Below are 18,949 nucleotides of genomic sequence, written 5' to 3'. Positions count from 1 at the left end.
GTGCCGCGCGCCGAGTCCACCCACGCTCCGGGAGATCCCCATGACGCGTTCCCGCCTGGCTCTCAGATCCGCGACCGCCCTGCTTGCCGCGCTGGCCCCACTCGCGGTCGCCCCGGCGGCCCCCGCTGCCGAGACCGAGGCCGCGCCCACTGCCCCGGCGCTCCTCACCGTGAGCGACCCCGGCTTCGAAGCCGGGGGGAGCGGCTGGGAGTTCACCCCGGGCACGGGGACCGCCGTCAACTACCCGCACGCCGGTGCCCGGCTCGCGTACCTGGATGCGGGCAGCGGCATGAAGGTCTCCCAGACGGTGACGGCCGCCGGCCACGGCTCCTACGCGATCTCCGCCTGGATCGCCACCGGCGGCCCGGGCGGCCGGTACGTCCTGCGCGTCAACGGCTCTCCGGCCGCCTCGCTCGACCTGCCCGCCGCCGCCCAGTACCGCCGCCACACCCTCGGCCCGGTCACCCTCGCCCCCGGCGACCGCCTGGAGATCGCCTTCGAGTCCGGCCGGAGCTGGGTCAACGCCGACGACGTCATGGTCTCGCCGGCCACCCCCGCGAACCCCCGGATCACCTCCAGCGACCCTGAGGCCGGCGAGATGTTCGCCTGGGCCACCCGCAAGGCGGGCAGCTGGGTCCACCTCCCGGGCACACCGGGGCCGCTGAACGCGGACGAGCGCCAGACCGGCGGAACCGGCACCGGCGTCTACGCCCCCTCCTACTGGGCCGGCTACGCCAACCGCAGCGGCTACTACTCCCGGGACATGACCCACCAGCTCGCCGGCGCCGGTGTGCTCGGACTGCACGCCGAGAACAAGGCGATGCTGCGCGCCTTCGCCGCGTCCGCCACCGCCGAGCATGCCTACTACCCCGTCTGGGCGCTCAACTTCGACAACCGCACCTACCTGTCCATCGACTACCGCCGCCCCGACCTCTTCGTCCGTGAGGTCCCCGCGGTCTTCGAGCTCGTACAGAAGGCCGAGGAGGCGTACCGCTGGACCGGTGACCGGAGCTACCTCGACGACCCGGTGCTGTGGGACTTCTACCGGCACGCCACCGAGGAGTTCGTCACCCTTCACGACGGCAGGAAGGACAACGGCGACCGGGTGAAGGTCGCCGAGGGCACCGGGAGAGGTATCTTCCAGGGCGTGGCCAGCTACAACGAGCAGAGCGACGAGCCGCTCGTCGAGGCCGGAGACGCCATCGGCTCCCAATACCAGGCATACCGGGCGATGGCCGCGCTGGCCCGCGCCAAGGGCGACGCCCGCACGGCCACCGACTTCGCCCACCGGGCCCGCGAACTCCACACGTACTTCAACACGACCTGGAGCGGCGACGGTTCGGCCGCCGACATGGTCCGCGGCTACACCGTCGACGGGCGGGCTCTGACCGGCTGGGGCAAGGAGAACAGCTGGTTCATGCCGATGAAGCAGATCATCGAGCCCGGCGCCCGGCGCGAGGCATACCTCGACTACGTCGACGCCCAGGCCGAGGGCGAGGGCCGCCCCGAGAACGTCGAGGCCCTCACCTACCTCCCCGACACCTTCTTCACCAACAACCGTCCGGACACCGCCTGGAAGTGGATGCGGCGCGTCTACGCCCAGAAGGACGTCCAGCACGTCAACACCCGCCAGGGCACCAACGGCGACTACCCCGAGGTGTCCTTCACCCTGATCGCCCAGACCGTCCAGGGCCTCATGGGCGTCACACCGAACGCCCCTGCGCGTCTGCTCACCACCCAGTCCCGCCTGCCCTCCGGCATGGCATGGCTCGCCGTGGAGGCCCTGCGGATCGGTGACTCGGCCTTCGCGCTCAAGCACGAGGGCGCCCACCGTTCCACGCTCACCCACACCTCGGGCTCCGCCCCGTACACCTGGGAGGCACGATTCGCCGGCCACCACGACACCGTCACCGTCGACGGCGTCGCCCGCCCGGCCGAGACCAGGATGATCGACGGCGCCGTCTACACGACCGTCCGCGTCAGGGTGGCCCCCGGCCACACGGCCACGGCCGAGACCCGATGAGCACGCCGGCCGGTACGAGCGACACCGCGCCCGGCGGTACGGTCGACGCCGCGCCGGGCCGGACGGTCGACGCCGCGCCCGGCGGTGCGAGCGGTCCGGCACCCCTCCGTACCGACGGCCCGGTGCCTGTCGGTACCGACGGGCCCGCGCCCGCCGGGGTCTTCCCCGGCGGTGCTGAGCTCTTCCGGCTCGACGCGCGGGTGGCCCACCTCAACCACGGCTCCTTCGGCTCCGTCCCGCTCCCGGTCGCGCGAGAACACCGCCGCATCGCGGACGAGGCAGCCGCCGACCCCGACGCCTTCTTCCTCGGCGTCCCGGACCGGCTCGCCGCCGCGCGGGCCCGGATCGCCGCGCACTTCGGCACCGACCCGGAGGGCATGGCGCTGGTGACGAACGCGACCGAGGCCGCGCACCTGGCCCTGGACGCGCTCGGGCTTGGTCCCGACGACGAGGTCCTGGTCACCGACCACGGCTACGGCACCGTGGTCGAGGCCGCCGCGCGCAGGGCCCGGCTCGTCACAGTCCCGCTCCACCCGCTGCTGCCGGACGAGGACGCGGTACGCGAAGCGGTGCTCGCCGCGGTCACTCCCCGTACCCGGGTGGCGGTAGTCGATCAGATCACCTCACCCACGGCCCGGATCGTCGCCGGGCCACGGCTTCTCGCCGACCTCGCCGATCGCGGGGTGACCACCGTCGTGGACGGCGCCCACGCGCCTGGCATGCTTGCCGCCCCGCTGGCCGGCCGGCCGGACGTATGGTTCGGCAACCTGCACAAGTGGGCGTACGCGCCCTCGGGCTCCGCCGTCCTCGCGGTCGCGCCCGCCCTGCGGGATCGGGTGCCTGCGCCTGTTCCGTCCTGGGAGGACCACCGGGGCTTCCCGCGCGCCGTGGAGTACCGGGGCACCGCGGACTACACGGGCCTGCTCGCCGCGGCCGACGGCCTGGACCTGCTCGCCGCACTTGGCGCGGAGCGGGTACGGGCCCACAACAGTGCCCTCGCGGCCCACGGCGCCGGGCTGCTGGCCAAGTTGCCAGGGGTGACCCCGCTGCCGGCCGACGACCGGCTCGCCCTGCGTGCCCTGCGGCTGCCGCCGCGGTTCGCCCGGACCAGACCGGAGGCGGAGGCTCTGCGTGAAGAGATCATGGCCAGGGTCGGCTGCCGGGTCCTGGTCTGGCCGTGGCCGGGAGGCGGCGGGATCCGTATCTGCGGCCAGATCTACAACCGCCCCGCGGAGTACGAGCGGCTTGCCCGGGGGCTGAGGTTCCTGCTGGACGGCGACTGAGGTTGCTGAACAGGGGACGGCCACCTCGGGTGATTGACCCAGCCGCGCTTCCCGATCCGGCACAGGTTGCTCGGCTCCTCGCCACACGGAGCCTTTTCCAGCCCGGTCGTGGCAGCCACGAGTTGGACGCTCCTGCGCAGCGACGAAGCTCCTGGCAGACGGTGTCACGTCACGACCAAGGTCCACCGTGCTGCCAGGAGCTTCGCGGCCAGGTCTTCGGACTCGCGGGCACGTCCTCCTTGTGGAGGACTCCTACTGGCCGTCGCTTCCCGGGCCCGGGCCCGGTACGGCGGTCCCAGTGCGTATGTCGGCGGTCGTTCCCGCTCACCGCTGCGGGGCAGTCCCGGATTCCCACCGGGTTCCCTCTGGCGACCGTCCCGCCTGGCGGACGGGGCGAACCAGCTGCCCGGCCAGCCTACGAAAGAGAGGTCACGTCCTGCTGTCGAGGAAGCCGATGACCAGGGCGGTTCACCCGCCGGCCTGCGAAAGCGCAGCCATCGCAGCGCCGGCGAACAATGCCGTCGGCCCCGGTCTTCTCCCGTCGGAGGGGGAGAGACGGTGCGACGGGACGGTTGCTGCCAGTCAGTTCAGGGCGATGACGAGGACGGAGACGAGCTTCACCTGCGTCAAGGGAGAGTCGACGTCGGGTCCCGAGAAGATCCCCGTGACGGCCAGCCCGGCGGTCCCCGCCCCCATGGGTGCATGACACGCAGGTTTCTCTCGTTCTGGTTGTAGTCCGGTGTGGACCCGGCCGAATGTGCTCGCCGCGCGGGTCAGAGCGTCGGGGTTCTCTGCCAGCACTGCGCCAAGTTCCTTGACGGCGAGAGAGAGACGCCTGACGGGCAAAAGCCCAGGTCAGGCGCCTCTTTTTATGCCCCTAGAAGAACCCGAGCTTCTTCGGCGAGTAGCTGACCAGCAGGTTCTTGGTCTCCTGGTGGTACAGCAGCTGCACGCACTCTGACCTGGGGAAAGGGCAGCTGCCGTGGACCGTTGGCGAGAGCTGGTCCGGAAATGGTCCGGGACGGGGCCGTGGACGGTCGAAGAACACGTCAGCCCGCCCGGAGACCGACCGCCAGCGTCAGTTCGAGAACCCGGTGCGGCGACCCGAGATCCGGAAACAGCTCCCGCAGCTGCGACATCCGGTACCGGACGGTCTGGGGGTGGACGAACAACGCCGCCGCCACCTCGTCCCGCCTGCCCTGGTGCAGCAGCCACGCCCGCAACGTCTCCTCGAGCCGCCGCGCGGTCGCGGCCGACAAGGTCCGCAACGGTGCGAGGGCTCGGACACGCAGGTCGGCGAACGCGTCCGCGTCGGCGCTCAGTACCAGCTCGGGCAGGTGGTCCTCGGTGTCGCGGATGTCGCAGGAGAGGGAGCGCGCACGTACGGCTCGTGCGTACGAGGCGGACGCACGCGTCCACGGCCGGGCCGGGCCGACCACGGCGGTGCGGTCGGGCAGCTGCCTCAGGAGATGCGCTCGGTCGGCATCGGGGACGAGCAGCACGCCGGAGGCGTCCGGAAGATCGTCGAGGACGAGGGTGCCCGGGTCGAGCGCGCGGTAGGCCGGCCGGGCCTGGGCGGCGGGCAGCAGGACTGCGGTCAGCGAAGCCGGCGGCTGCCACGCGGCCCGCCTCGCAGCGGCAAGGAGCACGTCCGGGCTCGCGCCGGAGAGGAGGTCGCGGGCCAGCTGTTCCAGGTGGCGCTCGTGGGCCCGGCCCCGCGCGGCCAGTTCGTCGGCGTGGCCCGCGGCGCTCGCGGCGGAGAGCTCGTCGATGTAGGCGAAGGTCAGCTCGGCGAACTTGGCCACCTGCGCGGCGGGCAGACCTGCGGGTACGGCTCCTGCGGCCAGGCCTCGCCAGGCCACGCGGGCGCCGACCCGGTAGGCGCTGAGCAGGGCGTCCATCGAACGGCCGTCGCGGACCTCGCCTCGGCCCAGTTCGTAGGCCGCGTCGCCGGCGTCGCCGCCCGTGGCGTTCCCGCTCGCGAGGTCGAGGTAGTGGCCCAGGGCGGTGCGGACGGCCCGGCGGATGGTGACGCCCATGCGGCCCGAAAGCGCGTTGGCGTAGGACGGGACCTCGTCGATGATCGCCTGGACGACCTCGTCGGCGGTGGTCCTCAGCGCGGCCCGAAGCGCGGTGACTGTCGTCTCATCCAGGACCAGTTCGCTGGCCCTCCGGACTGCATGGCTCACGTTTTTGTTCCCTGCGAACAATTCAACTGATCAGATTCACGTCCTGCGGACAGGACTTTACCTCCCGAAGCACATCAAGCTGGGGGCATGACGAGTGCAGCCCTCCGCAGTGGGGCGTGGAAACTGCTGGAGATGGTCACGACGCCGCTGCTGCCGTCGGACTACCTCGACCTGGTCAGCCCGCTGCGTGCGGGCGGCGACCTGCGGGGGCGCATCGAGGCCGTGCACCCCGAGACGGGTGACGCCGCGACCATCGTGATCAGGCCGGGACGGGGCTGGCGCGGCCACACAGCCGGTCAGTACGTGCGGATCGGGGTCGACGTCGACGGGGTGCGCCTGTGGCGTGCCTACTCGGTCACCTCACCGACGAACCGTCGGGACGGCCGGATCACGATCACCGTGAAGGCGATCCCGGACGGCAAGGTCAGCAACCACCTGGTCCACAGGGCGGAACCAGGCACGCTGATCCAGCTCGACCAGGCGACCGGTGACTTCGTGTTGCCGGAGGCCAAGCCCGCCAAGGTGCTCTACCTGACGGCCGGCAGCGGCATCACGCCGGTGATGGGCATGCTGCGCGACATCGAGTTCGACGACGTCGTCATGGTCCACTCCGCACCGCAGCCGCACGACGTGATCTTCCGCAGCGAGCTGCACGACCTGGTCGCGGACAAGAAACTGCGTCTCACCGAGCTGCACACCGACACGGACGGCATGCTCGACATCGCCCGTCTAGGCGAACTCGTCCCTGACTGGGCCGAGCGCGAGACCTGGGCGTGCGGGCCCGCGGGCCTGCTCGATGCCGCCGAGGACCACTGGACCGAGCACGGCGTCCCGGAGCGCCTGCACACCGAACGTTTCCGCCCCAGCATTGTCGTCGGCGGCAACGGTGGCCGGGTCAGGTTCAGCACCACCGGCAGGACCGTCGACGCGGACGGCGCCACGCCGTTGCTGGACGTCGGCGAGGAGGCCGGCGTACTCATGCCGTCCGGGTGCCGCATGGGCATCTGCTTCGGCTGCGTCACACCGCTCACGTCGGGCGCCGTCCGCGACCTGCGCACCGGCGAGATCACCGAAGCCGAGCCGGGCGTCCTCATCCAGACCTGCGTGTCCGCCGCGGCGGGCCCCTGCGACATCGAACGGTAGGAGCACCTTGACCGCCATCGACCCCACCGCCCACCTGACCGCGGAGCAGATCGAGGAGCTCGGCCGCGAGCTGGATGCGATCCGCGACGAGGTGATCGCCGGCCGCGGGGAGAAGGACGCCGCCTACATCCGCAAGGTCATCTCGGCGCAGCGCAAACTCGAGCTGGTCAGCAGGGGCGTCCTGCTGTTCTCGATCTTCCCGCCCGCGTGGCTGATCGGCACCGCCGGCCTGTCCGTGGCCAAGATCATGGAGAACATGGAGATCGGCCACAACGTCCTGCACGGCCAGTGGGACTGGATGCGGGACCCGAAGATCCACTCCACCACCTGGGACTGGGATCACGTCTCGCCGGCCGAGCAGTGGAAGCACTCGCACAACGAGCTGCACCACACGTACACCAACGTGATCGGCAAGGACAACGACCTCGGCTACGGCATCATGCGCGTCGACGAGGACCAGAAATGGCGCCCGTTCCACCTCGGCCAGCCGCTGTGGAACTTCATCAACGCCTGCTTCTTCGAGTACGGCATCGCCGCCTACGACCTGGAACTCGGCAGGAATCTGCACAAGCGCCGCCGCAAGAACCCGGAGTTCCGCGTGCGGGCCAGGGCCGTGGGCCGCAAGATCCGCAAGCAGGTGCTCAAGGACTACGTGATCCACCCGCTCCTTTCGGGCCCGTCGTTCCTCACCACGCTCGCCGCCACGTTCACCGCGAACCTGGTCCGCAACATCTGGTCCCACTCGGTGATCATGTGCGGGCACTTCCCCGAGGGCGTGCAGGTCTTCGAGCGCCGGTCGATCGAGGGCGAGACGCGCGGCCAGTGGTACCTGCGCCAGATGATGGGCTCGGCGAACATCAGCGGCAGCAAGGCCATGCACTTCATGACCGGCAACCTGTCGCACCAGATCGAGCACCACCTGTTCCCAGACCTGCCGAGCAACCGGTACGCCGAGGTCGCGGTGAAGGTGCGCGCCCTGTTCGAGAAGTACGAGCTGCAGTACGTCACCGGGCCGCTGCCCAAGCAGGTGTACTCCGCGTGGCACAAGGTCTTCCGGCTCTCGCTGCCGAACAGGAAGCCCAAGGTCACGACGCCGGACCGCGAGCAGGCGCTCGCCGCGGCCTGACTCCCGGTACTGGCTCAGACCCTTCGGCCGTACCGACGGCACCGCCGGTCTGTGCGACATCCCGCGAGTTCTCCTGAGGGCTGCTGAGTGACCGAAGCTGTGGCCAGGGGCTTCTTCCCCCTTTGAATACTCCGTTCGGCTGTGACGGAACTTCGACGACGACGGCCCCCTCTTCCGCCCGGTCAGGAGAGGGCGTGGGCCGCTCGCGCGGCGGGTTCACCAGCAAGCTCCAGGTGAGCGCGGACGGCCACTGCCGCAGGGTTTCCTGCCCGCCCTGCCCGCCCTGCCCGCGACAGGGACCTGGCGCCGCTCGCCGTCCTCACTACCATGACGGCGCACAACACCTTCCCCGGGCTGGCGGTCCGCACCGGAGGGGTCCGGGCCGTTGTCGTCGGGTCCCTGGAGAGGGCGGATCGGCGGCATGCCCATCTGAGGCATGGGCTGGGCCACCCAGCCCACCCCCGACTGTTCGGGGAGAACATCTGAAGCAATCCTGGCCAGCGACGGACCCGACAGCCGCTCCCGATCGCCCTGCGAAGGGAGGGTATGCCGCAGGGTCGCGAGCTGGGCCTTTCGGTGGGAGCTTCGGCATGATTGCACCCGTTCAGGTGGGCAGCGCCGCGTCGCCGGTCGCGCCATTCCGCAACCCCTTCCCGTACGACGGGAACGCGCCGGTGGGCACAGGGTTCTGTGAGGCGTTCTTCGTGGACGGAACAGGGGTGGTGAAGTACCTGTGCTCCAACGCGGGCCGGTACTGGTCGGTGGAGGATCCACCCGGCGCACCGTCGGACGGGTGGCAGCTGGGGGCGGGGGCTCCGGAGGCATCGTCGCGGTGCTGAACCTGTGGCAACTGCCCGGCGGCATCTACCTGTTCTGGACCGATCCGTCCGGGTACGTGGCCTCGTGCCGGCTGGACGAGAGCGGGCAGCTGGACACGCCGGTGCTCTTCAACGGCCTGAACGGCAACCCGAGCGCGCCGATCACCGGCAACCTCCGGGTCGCCTACACGCCGGTCACGGTTGCCGGCGGCCCCGGGGAGGAAACGATGACCACCGGGGGCGGGCACTCGGTGATCTATGGCACCAACGGCACCAGTGAGCTGGTCGTCATGTACTGGAACGGTACGCAGTGGACGGTCAATACGTACCTGGGCGAGTACAACACCGGACCTGAGAAGAACGAGCCGTTCGGGGCCGGGCTGGCCTACAACGGCGTCGCGCTGGTGCCGTTCGGCCAGTCCGACGACTTCGAGGACATCTCCTGGAACTTGTTCTGCAACCGCACCGGCACTCCCGGTCTCGGGTAGTTCATCGGGCTGTCGGAGCCCGGCAACGTTCCGTATTCGGCGAACTACGTCGGAGATCCGCCGCTCAGCGGAGGCGCTGTGAGTGACGACAAGGCCGAAGTCCGGGCGGCGCGGTCGAAGGAGTACCAACAACTGCGCCAGGTGCCGTACGCGGAGTTGCCGGCGTTGAACGAGCACCTCGGCGGCGGCACGCCCTTCGCCACACAACATGGAGTCAAGGGACTGGAGTTCGACCGGGTCCTCGCCGTGGTCAGCAAGGGACACTCCCGCTTCCAGATCCCCGAGATGCTGGCTATCTTCTCCCGGCGCGACGAACTGATGGACAAGGAACTTGAGGCGTTCATCAGGGCACGCAACCTCTTCTACGTGGCATGCTCACGGGCCAGAGAGGACCTGGCCATTCTCTTCACCACGAAACTTGAGCCCGCTGCACCGGACACCCTCCGGGAGTGGGTCGGCGAGTCGCGGATCACGTCGCTGCGGTTCGACGGGGATACGGTGGTGGGTGGCGAATGAGGGACGAGGCAGGCCGGACGGATCCCCGGGCCAACCCCGACACGAAGTTTCCCCGTGATGCTCATGTCCCAGTCTCCAGGTGTCCACGATCAAGGGGAAGCTTCACAAGCCCCCTTCCCCTGCTCGGTGCCCGGTTGTCCGAAGGGTCCTCATCGGGACGTGAGCCAAATGGCAAGACCGCTACCTGTGGCGGTGGCGAGGGCTGCCACCGCCAAACCCTTGTGGGGGATGTCCTTGCAACCGTCACAGGCGAGGGGTTCGCGCCACGACCAATGCGTTGATGGCCAGTGTCCCGAGGACGGCAACAAGGAGCGTTGTAGCAAGCACCAGTTGGACTCTAGAAGAGGCCGAGCTTCTTCGGCGAGTATGACACCAGTAGATTCTTCGTGTGCTGGTGGTACACGCCTCGCGTGGCCGCTGACCAGCGGAAACGGCCACGATTCGGCCAAGCTGCAGGTGGCTGGTCCGCGTATGGCCCGGATCTTGGTCGGCACGGAATGGGCCCCTGACCAATGGCCCGCGGCGGCGGTGAGTCGGTACACGAACGAAGGATGGGCCGACAGGTCTCCACGGAGCACGCTTCGATCCAACGCGCCACGAGAGAGAGTCGCCAGGGCTTGGACCGCGGAGCGGGCAACCAATCGGCTGCTGCGAAGCACCCGAAGGCTCTCGAGTGGACGTCATGGTCCAGCGAAGGACGAGTACACCCCCAGTACGCCGAGGACCTGGCACACGCAGCAGCGGCGGCCGGAAATAGCCATGTCCCTGCACTGGCTCGCCCAACTGGGATTCTTCAATGGCGAGATTCACGACGCCGAGCGTTTGAACTGCGCTGCTGCACTTGCAGGGTCAGTGAGCCTTTTCCATCTTGATCAGCTGGCGAGTTCGAGGGCGACGACGGCTCGGACGACCGCGGTGATTCGGGTGGTGCTGCAGCGGAGCTTCCGCAGGAGTCGCCAGCACTTGAGGATCGCCATGGCGCGTTCGCCGAGGCTGCGGATCTTGGCGTGGTCCCGGTTGTGACGCCGGCGCCAGCCGCGAAGGTTCTTGCCCCGGAACGGGACGCGGACGGCAGCACTCGCACCTTGGTAGGCCTTGTCCGCCCAGCACTTGACGCCGTCAGCGGCGGGAATGCCGTGGGTCCGGGCCGCGGTCAGGTCGTGCGTGGCCCCCGGCAGCGCGTCCGATGCCCAGATCAAACGCCCGGCCGGATCGGCGATGACCCGCACGTTCATGCCGTGGTGCTTCTTCTTCCCCGAGTAGTACGGCCGGTCGGCGGCGATGCGGTCGATCGGCAGCACGGTCGAGGATCACGTACGCCTTCTTCCGCACGGTCTGCATGGCCTGTTCGAGCGTGGGCGCGAGGGCGGCCAGGAGGTCGACGGCCTCGCGTATGTACCGGTAGACCGTCGCGATCCCGACCCGGAAACCCGCCGCGAGGCGGGCGTAGGTGTCGCCGCAGCGCAGGTGAGCGAGAACGAGCAGGGCCTGCCGGCCGCAAGTGAGGCGCCGCCAGCGGGAACCGATGCGGCGGCGGTGACCTGCGAGAAGACCGGAGAGATGCTCCAGGGTGCGGCTGGACAGATCGATGGCGGACGGGTAGACAAGCACGAGAGCTCCTGGCGGACTGGTGATCTTGGTCGTGAACCCGTCTACCAGGAGCTTTCTTCATGCCCGCCACCGGGGACACCGATCCAACCACCCGTCAGCTTGGAAGAGGTTCACTGACCTTCGTCCGCACCAAGCAAGCCGACGCGGCCAAGCTCATGAGAAGGACTTCCGTCGGCCTCGGGCTTCCCTCCACCCGGCCAGCCCGAGACTGAACACCTCGCCGTCACCCCGTTGAGTGAAGTGCAGAGAAGCCGCCGCAGTTGGTGGGCGTTCTCACCCTCGGGGTTTCGGAGCGGCCTGACGTGGCACGCTCGACCTCCACGACGAGGGAGGCTGTCGCGCCGCGGCCATGCCGTTCACGCCGCCGGATCAGCGAGGTGCGAGTCGTCGTCCGCGGTCGCATACTCAAGAGGACGGGATGCCCGCAGGTTCCCGGAACCTTCGAGCGTGCATGTCGTGCCGGGTTGACGCTGCGAGGACCGCGGTGACGAGCACCTCACCATTCTCACACTGAGCCGCGACACGGGCTGTTCACGCTGCCGGCGCGGCAGGTGAAGCTTGTGCCCCCCAACCGCATCGTCGGAAGGACTCAGCATGGCAGTCGACATTCTCTTCGCCGATCTGTCGAGGGCCCGGAACCCTCGGGATTACATGGCTCGCAAACTGCAGGACTTCTACCGCACGTCCCGGGCGACGCCGGATGAGATTCGGGCTCTGGTCGACCGGGTCTACATCGAAGGAGACCACAACAACTTCCCACTTGCGGCACCACAGGATTTGCCGAAGCTCAGCGAGGGCCAGAAAAAATTCCTGGACGGGGAGACCGCTCTCTTCCAGAAACTCGTCGACCAGTTGAGCCCGTTGATCGAGGGCGAGGAAATCCGCTCGGGCTCGGACTGGGCAACCCTCCTAAAAGCTGACTTCCACGACTATCCTGCCGGGACGCCCGTTCTCGTTCGGGAAACCAGCCAAGCCACAATCTACTACCTCTATCACCTTGCCCAGGTTACCCGGGATGGCCGTTTCACCTATGTTCCGAATGAACCGGAGCCCAACGAGGTGCGGGCCAACCAGTATGAGAAGCAGGCACGGATCGAGGCCCTGGCGATCGCGCTGTGGGCGGACCTTCTGCTATCCGTGGCCAAGGGATTGCTCGGAGCCGTGGGTGGGAAGGTCGGCAGCGACCTGTTGAACGCGCTTTTCCCGGGGAGCCAGGGAATAGACGTCAAGAAGATGCTGGATGATTTCTCCGCCATCGTCGCGGAGGCGAACAAGGTCCAGACGGTCAGCGAGCAGGCAGGGCAGGTCAACGGCGTACTCATCAGCAACAGTGAGTACTACATCCCGCGAAAGTCCAAGAGCACTTCGAAGCGGGAGCTGTACGAAACGTTGCTGACGTACCACAACAAACTTACCTCGGTCATAGGAACACTGCAGAGCAAGAGCGCCGGCGTGGACTACACGAAAGCGGGCCTGCCGGTGTGTGTACTGGCCATCAGCACCCACCTGGCGACCTACCAGGAGATGGCGTTCCAGGACCCCAACGTGAGCGACCCCCACGAGTCCACGAATGTCGACAGCATCCGGATCGCAGCCGCCTCCAATGCCGCCTGGGTCGGCGCCAAAGCCGACGAGATCATCACCGACAACCTCAATGCCCGGCTGGCCAAAATCAGTGATGTACTGAACAACCCGGTGTGCGACGGGGTGGGCAGCGGAGTGGTATGCAAGAGCCGCTACTTCTTCACGGACGACGCGACGGGCTACCGCAGTGGATACTACGAGCAGTCCGGATGCAAAGACGACGCCCAAAAACGCTGTGCCGACGCACGGGCGGCGTACGTCGAAAACGTCCGAAGGCAGTGCCAAGCCGATGAGCGGAAGAAGCTGGATTGGGCTTTCGAAAGTGCGGAGCACTGGACGAGTCTCAAGGAGACGCCGTTGCCAAAGACGTCCTGACCTGTCCCTATCCTCGATCTTTCGTGACGGTCCGTCGGTTTCTTCGGCGGGCCGTTTCGGTTGTTCGGGCTGGTGATGGTCAGCTTGGTGGCCCGGCTGTCGCGTCGGGTGGGCGCCGGGTTCCACGGCTCCGGTCGGGGTGGTGCTGCTCGCAGGGACGGGAACGTGCTGGTCAGCCGGGGTTCGGGAGTGCGTCGAGCCGCGCCAGGGCGGCGGTGATCACGTCGGTCCAGGGCCAGTGGCGGGCGAATCTCAGGTGCCGGCGGCGGGCGGTCGTGACGATCTGGGCGGCGGCGGAGAAGAGGCGGAGCCGGAGCTGGCGGGGCTCCCACCCGCGGGTCTCGCCGGTCAAGGCGAGCATGGGCATCCAGGCCAGCAGGTCGAGGGCGATCTGGACGATCTCCAGCCAGATCTGGTTCTGCGCGGTGTCGTGCAGGGGCAGGTTGCGCAGGCCGGTGGCCCGCGCGGCCCGGATGCGGTCCTCGGCCCGTGCCCGCTGGCGGTGCCGCAGTTCGAGTGCCGCGATCGGGATGTCAGTGGTGTTGGTGGCGAACGCGGTCAGCCGCAGGCCGTCGGCGTCGGTGATCCGCGACTGGGCGCCGGGGTGCGGTCGTTCCTTGCGGACGATCAGCCGCGTTCCCTGCGGCCGGCCCTTGAGGACATCGCCGGTGAGTTCGGCGACCCATGCGCCGTCGCGGATCTCTCCATCTGGCTCGACGGCCACTGTCCACGTGGCGGGCGGGATCTTGAGGACGGCCTGGTGGATGGTGTCGGTGATGGTCATGCCGACCGAGTACGACAGCCACCGGCCCCGCTTCGCGAGCCAGGCGGCGAACTCGTGGGTGCCGCCTGCGGAGTCGGTACGGATCAGCGTCTGGCGTCCGCGCCGGTACTTCTTCGGCAGTTGGGCCAGGGCGAGTTGGGCGGTGGTGATGTGGTCGGCGGCGGTGTCGCTGCCCGCGTTGCCCGGCCTGAGCAGGCCGGCCACCGGCTCCCCGGCCCCGCCGCTTCCGTGATCGACGAACCCCATCAGAGGATGGTGTCCGAAGGTCTTCTTCCAGGTCGCGGTGGCGTCCTGCTTCTCGGAGTGGGCCGGCACGAGCACCCCGTCCAGGTCCACGACCACCTGCCCTTCGGCGTCCGGGGCCGCGTTCTTGGCCACGTTCCAGACGTGTTCGCGGGCTTCGGCCCGCGCGGCCCGTATCGCGGACAGGGCCTTCGGCCCAGCCGCGGCGAGGCTGTCGACGAGGCGGGAGACCGTCGGGTCGGACGCCACCGGCCCGAACACGGCCGGCTCGGCCCGCAGCATCCCGACATCCGCAAGGCAGTCCCCGCCCAGCGCGACCGCCAAGGCCACGTCCAGCAGGATCTTGCCCGGATCGTGCACCGCCCTCGGACGACGCCACGGCATCAGCGCCGCCGATATCGCCCGGTCCAGCCCGGCCTTGCGAACCGTCTCGACCAGCAGCACGGCCCCGGCCTGGGACACCACCCCGCGGCCACCGCCCTCAATGCGGACACGCGGGTACGACCCGATACTCTTCTTCACCTGAGAAGTGCCTCCGGCTGGAGCAGGAACAAGGACCTCGACAATCCTCATTCTTGCTGGTCAGAGGCACTTTTCGCACACCTGACCACCCGTCGGACGGCCCGCTTCCTGAAAGCGCGAGGCTAGCCAGGGCTCGGATCGCCGACGACCTGGACGGCCTGCACCAGCTACTCGAACTCCTCACCACCCACGGCGACGCCGTGAACGCCCCAGTCCCTATCGCGATCGAGACCTCCCGCGGACTTCTCGTGGCATGCCTCCGCGCAACCGGCCGGCCTATTTACGCCATCAACCCGATGGCCGCCGCCCGTTACCGCGACCGCCACACGGTCACCCGCAAGAAATCCGACCACCTCGACGCCATGGTGCTCGGGAACATCCTGCGCACGGACAGGGCCGCGCACCGGCCGCTGCCTGACGACAGCGAGCTCGCCCGAGCAGTCGCCGTCCTCGCCCGCGCCCAGCAGGATGCCGTATGGGACCGGACCCAAGCCGGCAATAAACTCCGCTCTCACCTGCGCGAATACTTCCCCGGTTACCTCGCTGCCTTTCAGCGCAAACGCGAAGGGATCAGCGGCAGCGTCGCCCGCGCCGTGTTGGCAGCGGCCCCCACCCCCGAACAGGCCGCCAAGCTCACCCGCGCCCAGCTGCGCACGCTGCTGAAGAAGAGCAGCCTTCGCCGGGGCCGCACCGATCACCAGGGCGTCCGGCAGAAGCCTCGCCGTCATGGCCCGCAGGGTCAAAAACCAGCGCCTGGCCTCGGTCGGCTACGTCTGGGCCTTCGCCAGCCTGACCGCCTCACCCGGCGCCCGAGCCCACTACGACCGGCGACGAGCCGACGGAGACCGCCACACAGCCGCCCAGCGGAACCTCTTCAACCGCATGCTCGGCTGCCTCCACTACTGCCTCACCAAGCGCAGCCCATACGACGAACAAGCCGCATTCCCGATCCTACCGGCCCCACAACTCACCATCGCCGCTTGACAGATCAACTGCATCGGATATCTCTTTCCCCGGTCCTGACCTCGATGCCCGGCGTCGGCGTCAGGACCGCCGCCGTCCTGCTGGTCACCGTCGGCGACGGCACCAGCTTCCCCACCGCAGCCCACCTCGCCTCCTACGCCGGCCTCGCCCCGACAACGAAGTCGTCGGGAACCTCGATCCACAGCGAGCACGCGCCCAGAGGCGGAAACCGGCAGCTCAAACGTGCCATGTTCCTCTCCGCCTTCGCCTGCATGAAGGCCGACCCCACCTCCCGCGCCTACTACGACAAGCAACGAGCACGCGGCAAAACCCACACCCAAGCCCTCCTCCGCCTCGCCCGCCAACGCATCAGCGTCCTGTTCGCCATGCTCCGAGACGGCACCTTCTACGAATCCCGCACGCCCGCGGACGTCGAGCTCGCCGCATGACCCCAGCAAGACCGAATCACCCCAAACCCGACAAGGATGCCTTGACGAAGGACATAGAGGCACCCCCCGGGACGGCTGGGGAGCGTAGGGGAAGCTCCGGCCTACGAGAACCTGTTCGCCGTATCTGTACCGGCGGTGGAACGAGGGCTGCACGGACGCGGCACTGCTTCATGCGGAGATCACCGAGCTCGGCTATCGCGGCAGTAAGCGGACCGTCCGCCGCCACCTGGAGCAGGTCCGGGCCAGCGGAAAGCCCGCACCCGACAAGCGCAAGGAGCTGACCGTCCGGAAAGCCAGCCGGCTGATCACCGCACATGACGCCCGGGGCCTGCGCGGCGGTCTTGCGGACCCTGACGCGACGTACCGCTCGTCTCTCGGGCGTGTTTTCCGACATGCCGCTGTAACGATCAGCCCGTTCGGCCCATTACCCCATGACAGAACACACCAGGAGGGACAGGAGGTGCGGCAGTGCCCAACTACGACGCGGATCGTTTCACCGCAATCTATGACGGCTGCCGGCAACGCGTGTGGGCGTATGTCGTCAGCCGTGCGGGACGTCAGGTCGCCGATGAGGTGGTGAACGAAACGTTCACCGTGGCCTGGCGCAAGCTGGACGACGTTCCCGAGCCGCCGCTGCCATGGCTGCTCGGAGTCGCCCGCAACATCCTGCGGGACAGCATCCGGGCGGAGGGCAGGCGCGCGTCGTTCGCCGCCGAACTGCGTTCCTGGGCGGAGCCCGCCGAGGCGGACATCGCCGAGGAGGTGTCCGAGCGAAGCGCGCTGCTCAAGGCGCTGGCCACGCTGCCGGAGGACGACCGGGAACTGCTGATCCTCTCCGGGTGGCAGGGCCTGACCCCGGCACAGGCGGCCGAGGTGGTTGGCTGCTCGCCCATCACTCTGCGGGTCCGTCTGCACCGGGCGCGCAAACGTCTCACCCAGGCCGCGTCGGCCTCCCCGCTCATGGAGGAGGCTGCAGCCGTGCGGCGCACGTCCACCCGAGTCCGAATCGCCGTAGGAAAGGATGCCCGGTGAAGAACGACATCCTGCACCGCCTGACAGCCGCCCGCCCCGCCCACCTTGACCCCGGCCGCCGCACGCCGTCGCCGGTTCGGGAAGAGGAGCTCGCAACGATCATGATCCGTCCGCGCGCGACGCGCATGGTTCGCGCCACCGCCCAGCCGCGGAGGGTAGGCCGCCCTCTCCTCTCGGGTCTCGCCCTGGCCACCGCGATGGCGGTGGCGGCTGTGGTGATCACTGACACCGCGCCGGAGAAGCCAGGACCTGCGCCCTCCGCGGCGTCGGGCTCCGGCAGCCAGATCCTTCTCGCTGCCGCCTCCCACGTCAGGCAGCAACCGGCTGGCTCCGGCACCTACTGGTACGTGGAGGAACACGCCGGTTCCCTCCACAAGGTCCCCGGCAAGAACTACACCGTCGCCGTTCGCAACGAACAGCGGTCCTGGACGGCCGCCGCCAAGAACAAGCAGTGGTCGCAGTTCCTGGACCCGGGGGCCCGCCCGGCCACGAAAGCCGACGAGGCGGCATGGAAGGCGGACGGTTCCCCCACGTCGTGGAACCTGACGGGTGAGACCGTCACCTACGCCGGCAGGGGCGAGATCGAGCACGATGCCCCCGGCGGAATCTCGGACAGCGGCACGACGGGCGACCTCCCCCTCCGCCTCCTGGCCACGCTCCCCACCGATGAAAAGGCCCTCCGCGAGCGCTTGTTCGCCCTGGTCGACAAGGACTACAACGCCCCCGAGGAAATCCTCGACCGGACGGTCGTCGACACAGCCGTCCGACTCGCCACGACTCTCCCGTCCACCCCGGCCCTGCGCGCCGCCGCCTACCGCCTCCTCGCCGCCGAACCCGGCGTGCGCTCCCTCGGGGACGTCAAGGACCACACCGGCCGCACCGGCTACGCCGTCGCCCTCCGCAGCCCCCGCGAGCACGACCCCGAACTCCGCCTGATCTTCGACAAGTCCACGGGCATGCCGCTCGGCACCGAGACAGTCGCCACACGGAGCGGTGACGGTGTGAGCAAGGGCGAGGTGCAGTACTACACGACGATCACCTCGATGAAGTGGACCGAGGAGGCACCGCCGTTCGACACCGACACCGAGGACCCGGGCCCGAATTCCACTCCGGGCGAGGAGCCGGATACCGAGCCGGCCCGCTGAGGGCACTGTCACGTTGACCGGCCGGGTGGGATGATCTTCTGGTGGTCGCGCCGGGGAGGGATTCGTTCGTGTCGTCCGCGTCGCCGTCGTACAAGGGCCACCGGTACCCGGTGGAGGTGATCGCGCACGCGGTATGACTGTACTTCCGCTTCCCGCTGTCCTTCCGCGAGGTCGAGGAGCTGATGCTCCGCCGAGTTCGGCCAGGCCTACGCGGACGGACTGCGCCGCCGGTAACCACCGTGGACACGGCCGGACACGGCACCGCAGTCAGGGCACGCCGCCTCGGGCGTCACCGACCGAGCCGATCGAGGCCGCGATGCCCGCGTCGTTCAGGTGCTCGGCGAGCAGGAAACTCGTGTATTGCGACCCGGCATCGGAGTGATGTATCAACTCGCCGCGCCGGTAAGGGTGTTCGTCGCGGTCGCGTTGCCACAAGGCCATCTCGAGGGCGTCCAGGACGAGCCTTGTCTCCTTCGGCATGGCGGCCGACCAGCCGACGATCCGGCGGGAGAAGGTATCCACGACGAAGGCGACGTAGACCACTCCGGACCAGGTGTTGACCTAGATGAGTCATTCCGATGTGTTCAGTGGTCGTAGGCGATCAGGGATCGTATGACTGGTTGTCCGGTCTTGTGGTTGTGCCAGATCGCTGCGG

At 68.8% G+C, this 18,949-nt stretch carries 11 protein-coding genes, 3 pseudogenes and 1 riboswitch; of the genes and pseudogenes, 10 read left to right on the top strand and 4 right to left on the bottom strand.

Translation table 11 applies throughout. The features are described from left to right. Nucleotides 1-40 precede the first annotated feature (40 nt). Both ABZ693_RS08315 and ABZ693_RS08310 read left to right on the top strand, forming a co-directional pair. A complete protein-coding gene (locus tag ABZ693_RS08315) occupies nt 41-2,023 on the top strand; it encodes a hypothetical protein (protein WP_359874755.1) in 1,983 nt (660 codons plus the stop codon). After that, a complete protein-coding gene (locus tag ABZ693_RS08310) occupies nt 2,020-3,306 on the top strand; it encodes an aminotransferase class V-fold PLP-dependent enzyme (protein ID WP_359874753.1) in 1,287 nt (428 codons plus the stop codon). The genes ABZ693_RS08315 and ABZ693_RS08310 overlap by 4 nt, the downstream gene beginning before the upstream one ends. Nucleotides 3,307-3,516: 210 nt before the next feature. Continuing rightward, nucleotides 3,517-3,671: riboswitch (cobalamin riboswitch) on the bottom strand. Between the two features lie 684 nt (nt 3,672-4,355). Here ABZ693_RS08310 and ABZ693_RS08305 read toward each other — a convergent pair. After that, nucleotides 4,356-5,495 (bottom strand): PucR family transcriptional regulator, encoded by a 1,140-nt coding sequence (locus ABZ693_RS08305; RefSeq protein WP_359874751.1) that lies wholly within the window; start codon nt 5,493-5,495, stop codon nt 4,356-4,358. An 87-nt stretch (nt 5,496-5,582) separates the two neighbouring features. Here ABZ693_RS08305 and ABZ693_RS08300 point away from each other — a divergent pair, with 87 nt between their 5' ends. The 4 genes from ABZ693_RS08300 (at nt 5,583) to ABZ693_RS08285 (ending at nt 9,586) form a co-directional block, all read left to right on the top strand. Then, complete coding sequence (locus ABZ693_RS08300; RefSeq protein WP_359874748.1) at nt 5,583-6,638, top strand: ferredoxin reductase; 1,056 nt, start codon at nt 5,583-5,585, stop codon at nt 6,636-6,638. A gap of 7 nt (nt 6,639-6,645) precedes the next feature. Beyond that, complete coding sequence (locus tag ABZ693_RS08295) at nt 6,646-7,764, top strand: fatty acid desaturase family protein (protein ID WP_359874746.1); 1,119 nt, start codon at nt 6,646-6,648, stop codon at nt 7,762-7,764. A 793-nt stretch (nt 7,765-8,557) separates the two neighbouring features. Then, nucleotides 8,558-9,070 carry a hypothetical protein gene (locus tag ABZ693_RS08290; RefSeq protein ID WP_359874744.1) on the top strand — a complete coding sequence of 171 codons (513 nt, stop codon included), beginning with the start codon at nt 8,558-8,560 and terminating at the stop codon, nt 9,068-9,070. Between the two features lie 78 nt (nt 9,071-9,148). Further along, complete coding sequence (locus ABZ693_RS08285) at nt 9,149-9,586, top strand: 3'-5' exonuclease (protein ID WP_359874742.1); 438 nt, start codon at nt 9,149-9,151, stop codon at nt 9,584-9,586. An 872-nt stretch (nt 9,587-10,458) separates the two neighbouring features. Here the strand turns inward: ABZ693_RS08285 and ABZ693_RS08280 are convergent. Further along, a pseudogene (locus ABZ693_RS08280) lies at nt 10,459-11,197 on the bottom strand (transposase family protein). A 594-nt stretch (nt 11,198-11,791) separates the two neighbouring features. On the opposite strand from ABZ693_RS08280, the gene ABZ693_RS08275 reads away from it, so the two are divergent. Next, a complete protein-coding gene (locus tag ABZ693_RS08275; RefSeq protein WP_359874740.1) occupies nt 11,792-13,156 on the top strand; it encodes a hypothetical protein in 1,365 nt (454 codons plus the stop codon). 172 nt (nt 13,157-13,328) lie between these two features. On the opposite strand, the gene ABZ693_RS08270 is transcribed toward ABZ693_RS08275, so the two are convergent. Continuing rightward, nucleotides 13,329-14,705, bottom strand: a complete 1,377-nt coding sequence (locus tag ABZ693_RS08270; protein WP_359874738.1) for an IS1380 family transposase — start codon at nt 14,703-14,705, stop codon at nt 13,329-13,331. A 122-nt stretch (nt 14,706-14,827) separates the two neighbouring features. Between ABZ693_RS08270 and ABZ693_RS08265 the strand changes: the two are divergent. The 3 genes and pseudogenes from ABZ693_RS08265 to ABZ693_RS08255 all read left to right on the top strand — a co-directional run. Next, nucleotides 14,828-16,117 (top strand): annotated as a pseudogene (locus ABZ693_RS08265) (IS110 family RNA-guided transposase); the annotation flags it as partial. A gap of 468 nt (nt 16,118-16,585) precedes the next feature. Beyond that, on the top strand, nt 16,586-17,149 hold the full coding sequence (locus ABZ693_RS08260) for an RNA polymerase sigma factor (RefSeq protein ID WP_359874734.1): 564 nt from the start codon (nt 16,586-16,588) through the stop codon (nt 17,147-17,149). Next, complete coding sequence (locus ABZ693_RS08255) at nt 17,146-18,294, top strand: CU044_5270 family protein (protein WP_359874732.1); 1,149 nt, start codon at nt 17,146-17,148, stop codon at nt 18,292-18,294. Before ABZ693_RS08260 ends, ABZ693_RS08255 begins: the two co-directional genes overlap by 4 nt. A gap of 285 nt (nt 18,295-18,579) precedes the next feature. Here the strand turns inward: ABZ693_RS08255 and ABZ693_RS08250 are convergent. Next, nucleotides 18,580-18,855 (bottom strand): annotated as a pseudogene (locus ABZ693_RS08250) (DDE-type integrase/transposase/recombinase); the annotation flags it as partial. Nucleotides 18,856-18,949: the final 94 nt, after the last annotated feature.

This window comes from Streptomyces laurentii (assembly GCF_040635425.1).
GTDB lineage: Bacteria > Actinomycetota > Actinomycetes > Streptomycetales > Streptomycetaceae > Streptomyces > Streptomyces laurentii.
This window is presented reverse-complemented; position numbering and strand designations above follow the sequence as displayed.

Excerpts from the sequence above, each read along its gene's own strand:
- ABZ693_RS08315 (WP_359874755.1), top strand. The coding sequence starts at position 41 with ATGACGCGTTCCCGCCTGGCTCTCAGATCCGCGACCGCCCTGCTTGCC.
- ABZ693_RS08310 (WP_359874753.1), top strand. The coding sequence starts at position 2,020 with ATGAGCACGCCGGCCGGTACGAGCGACACCGCGCCCGGCGGTACGGTC.
- ABZ693_RS08300 (WP_359874748.1), top strand. The coding sequence starts at position 5,583 with ATGACGAGTGCAGCCCTCCGCAGTGGGGCGTGGAAACTGCTGGAGATG.
- ABZ693_RS08275 (WP_359874740.1), top strand. The coding sequence starts at position 11,792 with ATGGCAGTCGACATTCTCTTCGCCGATCTGTCGAGGGCCCGGAACCCT.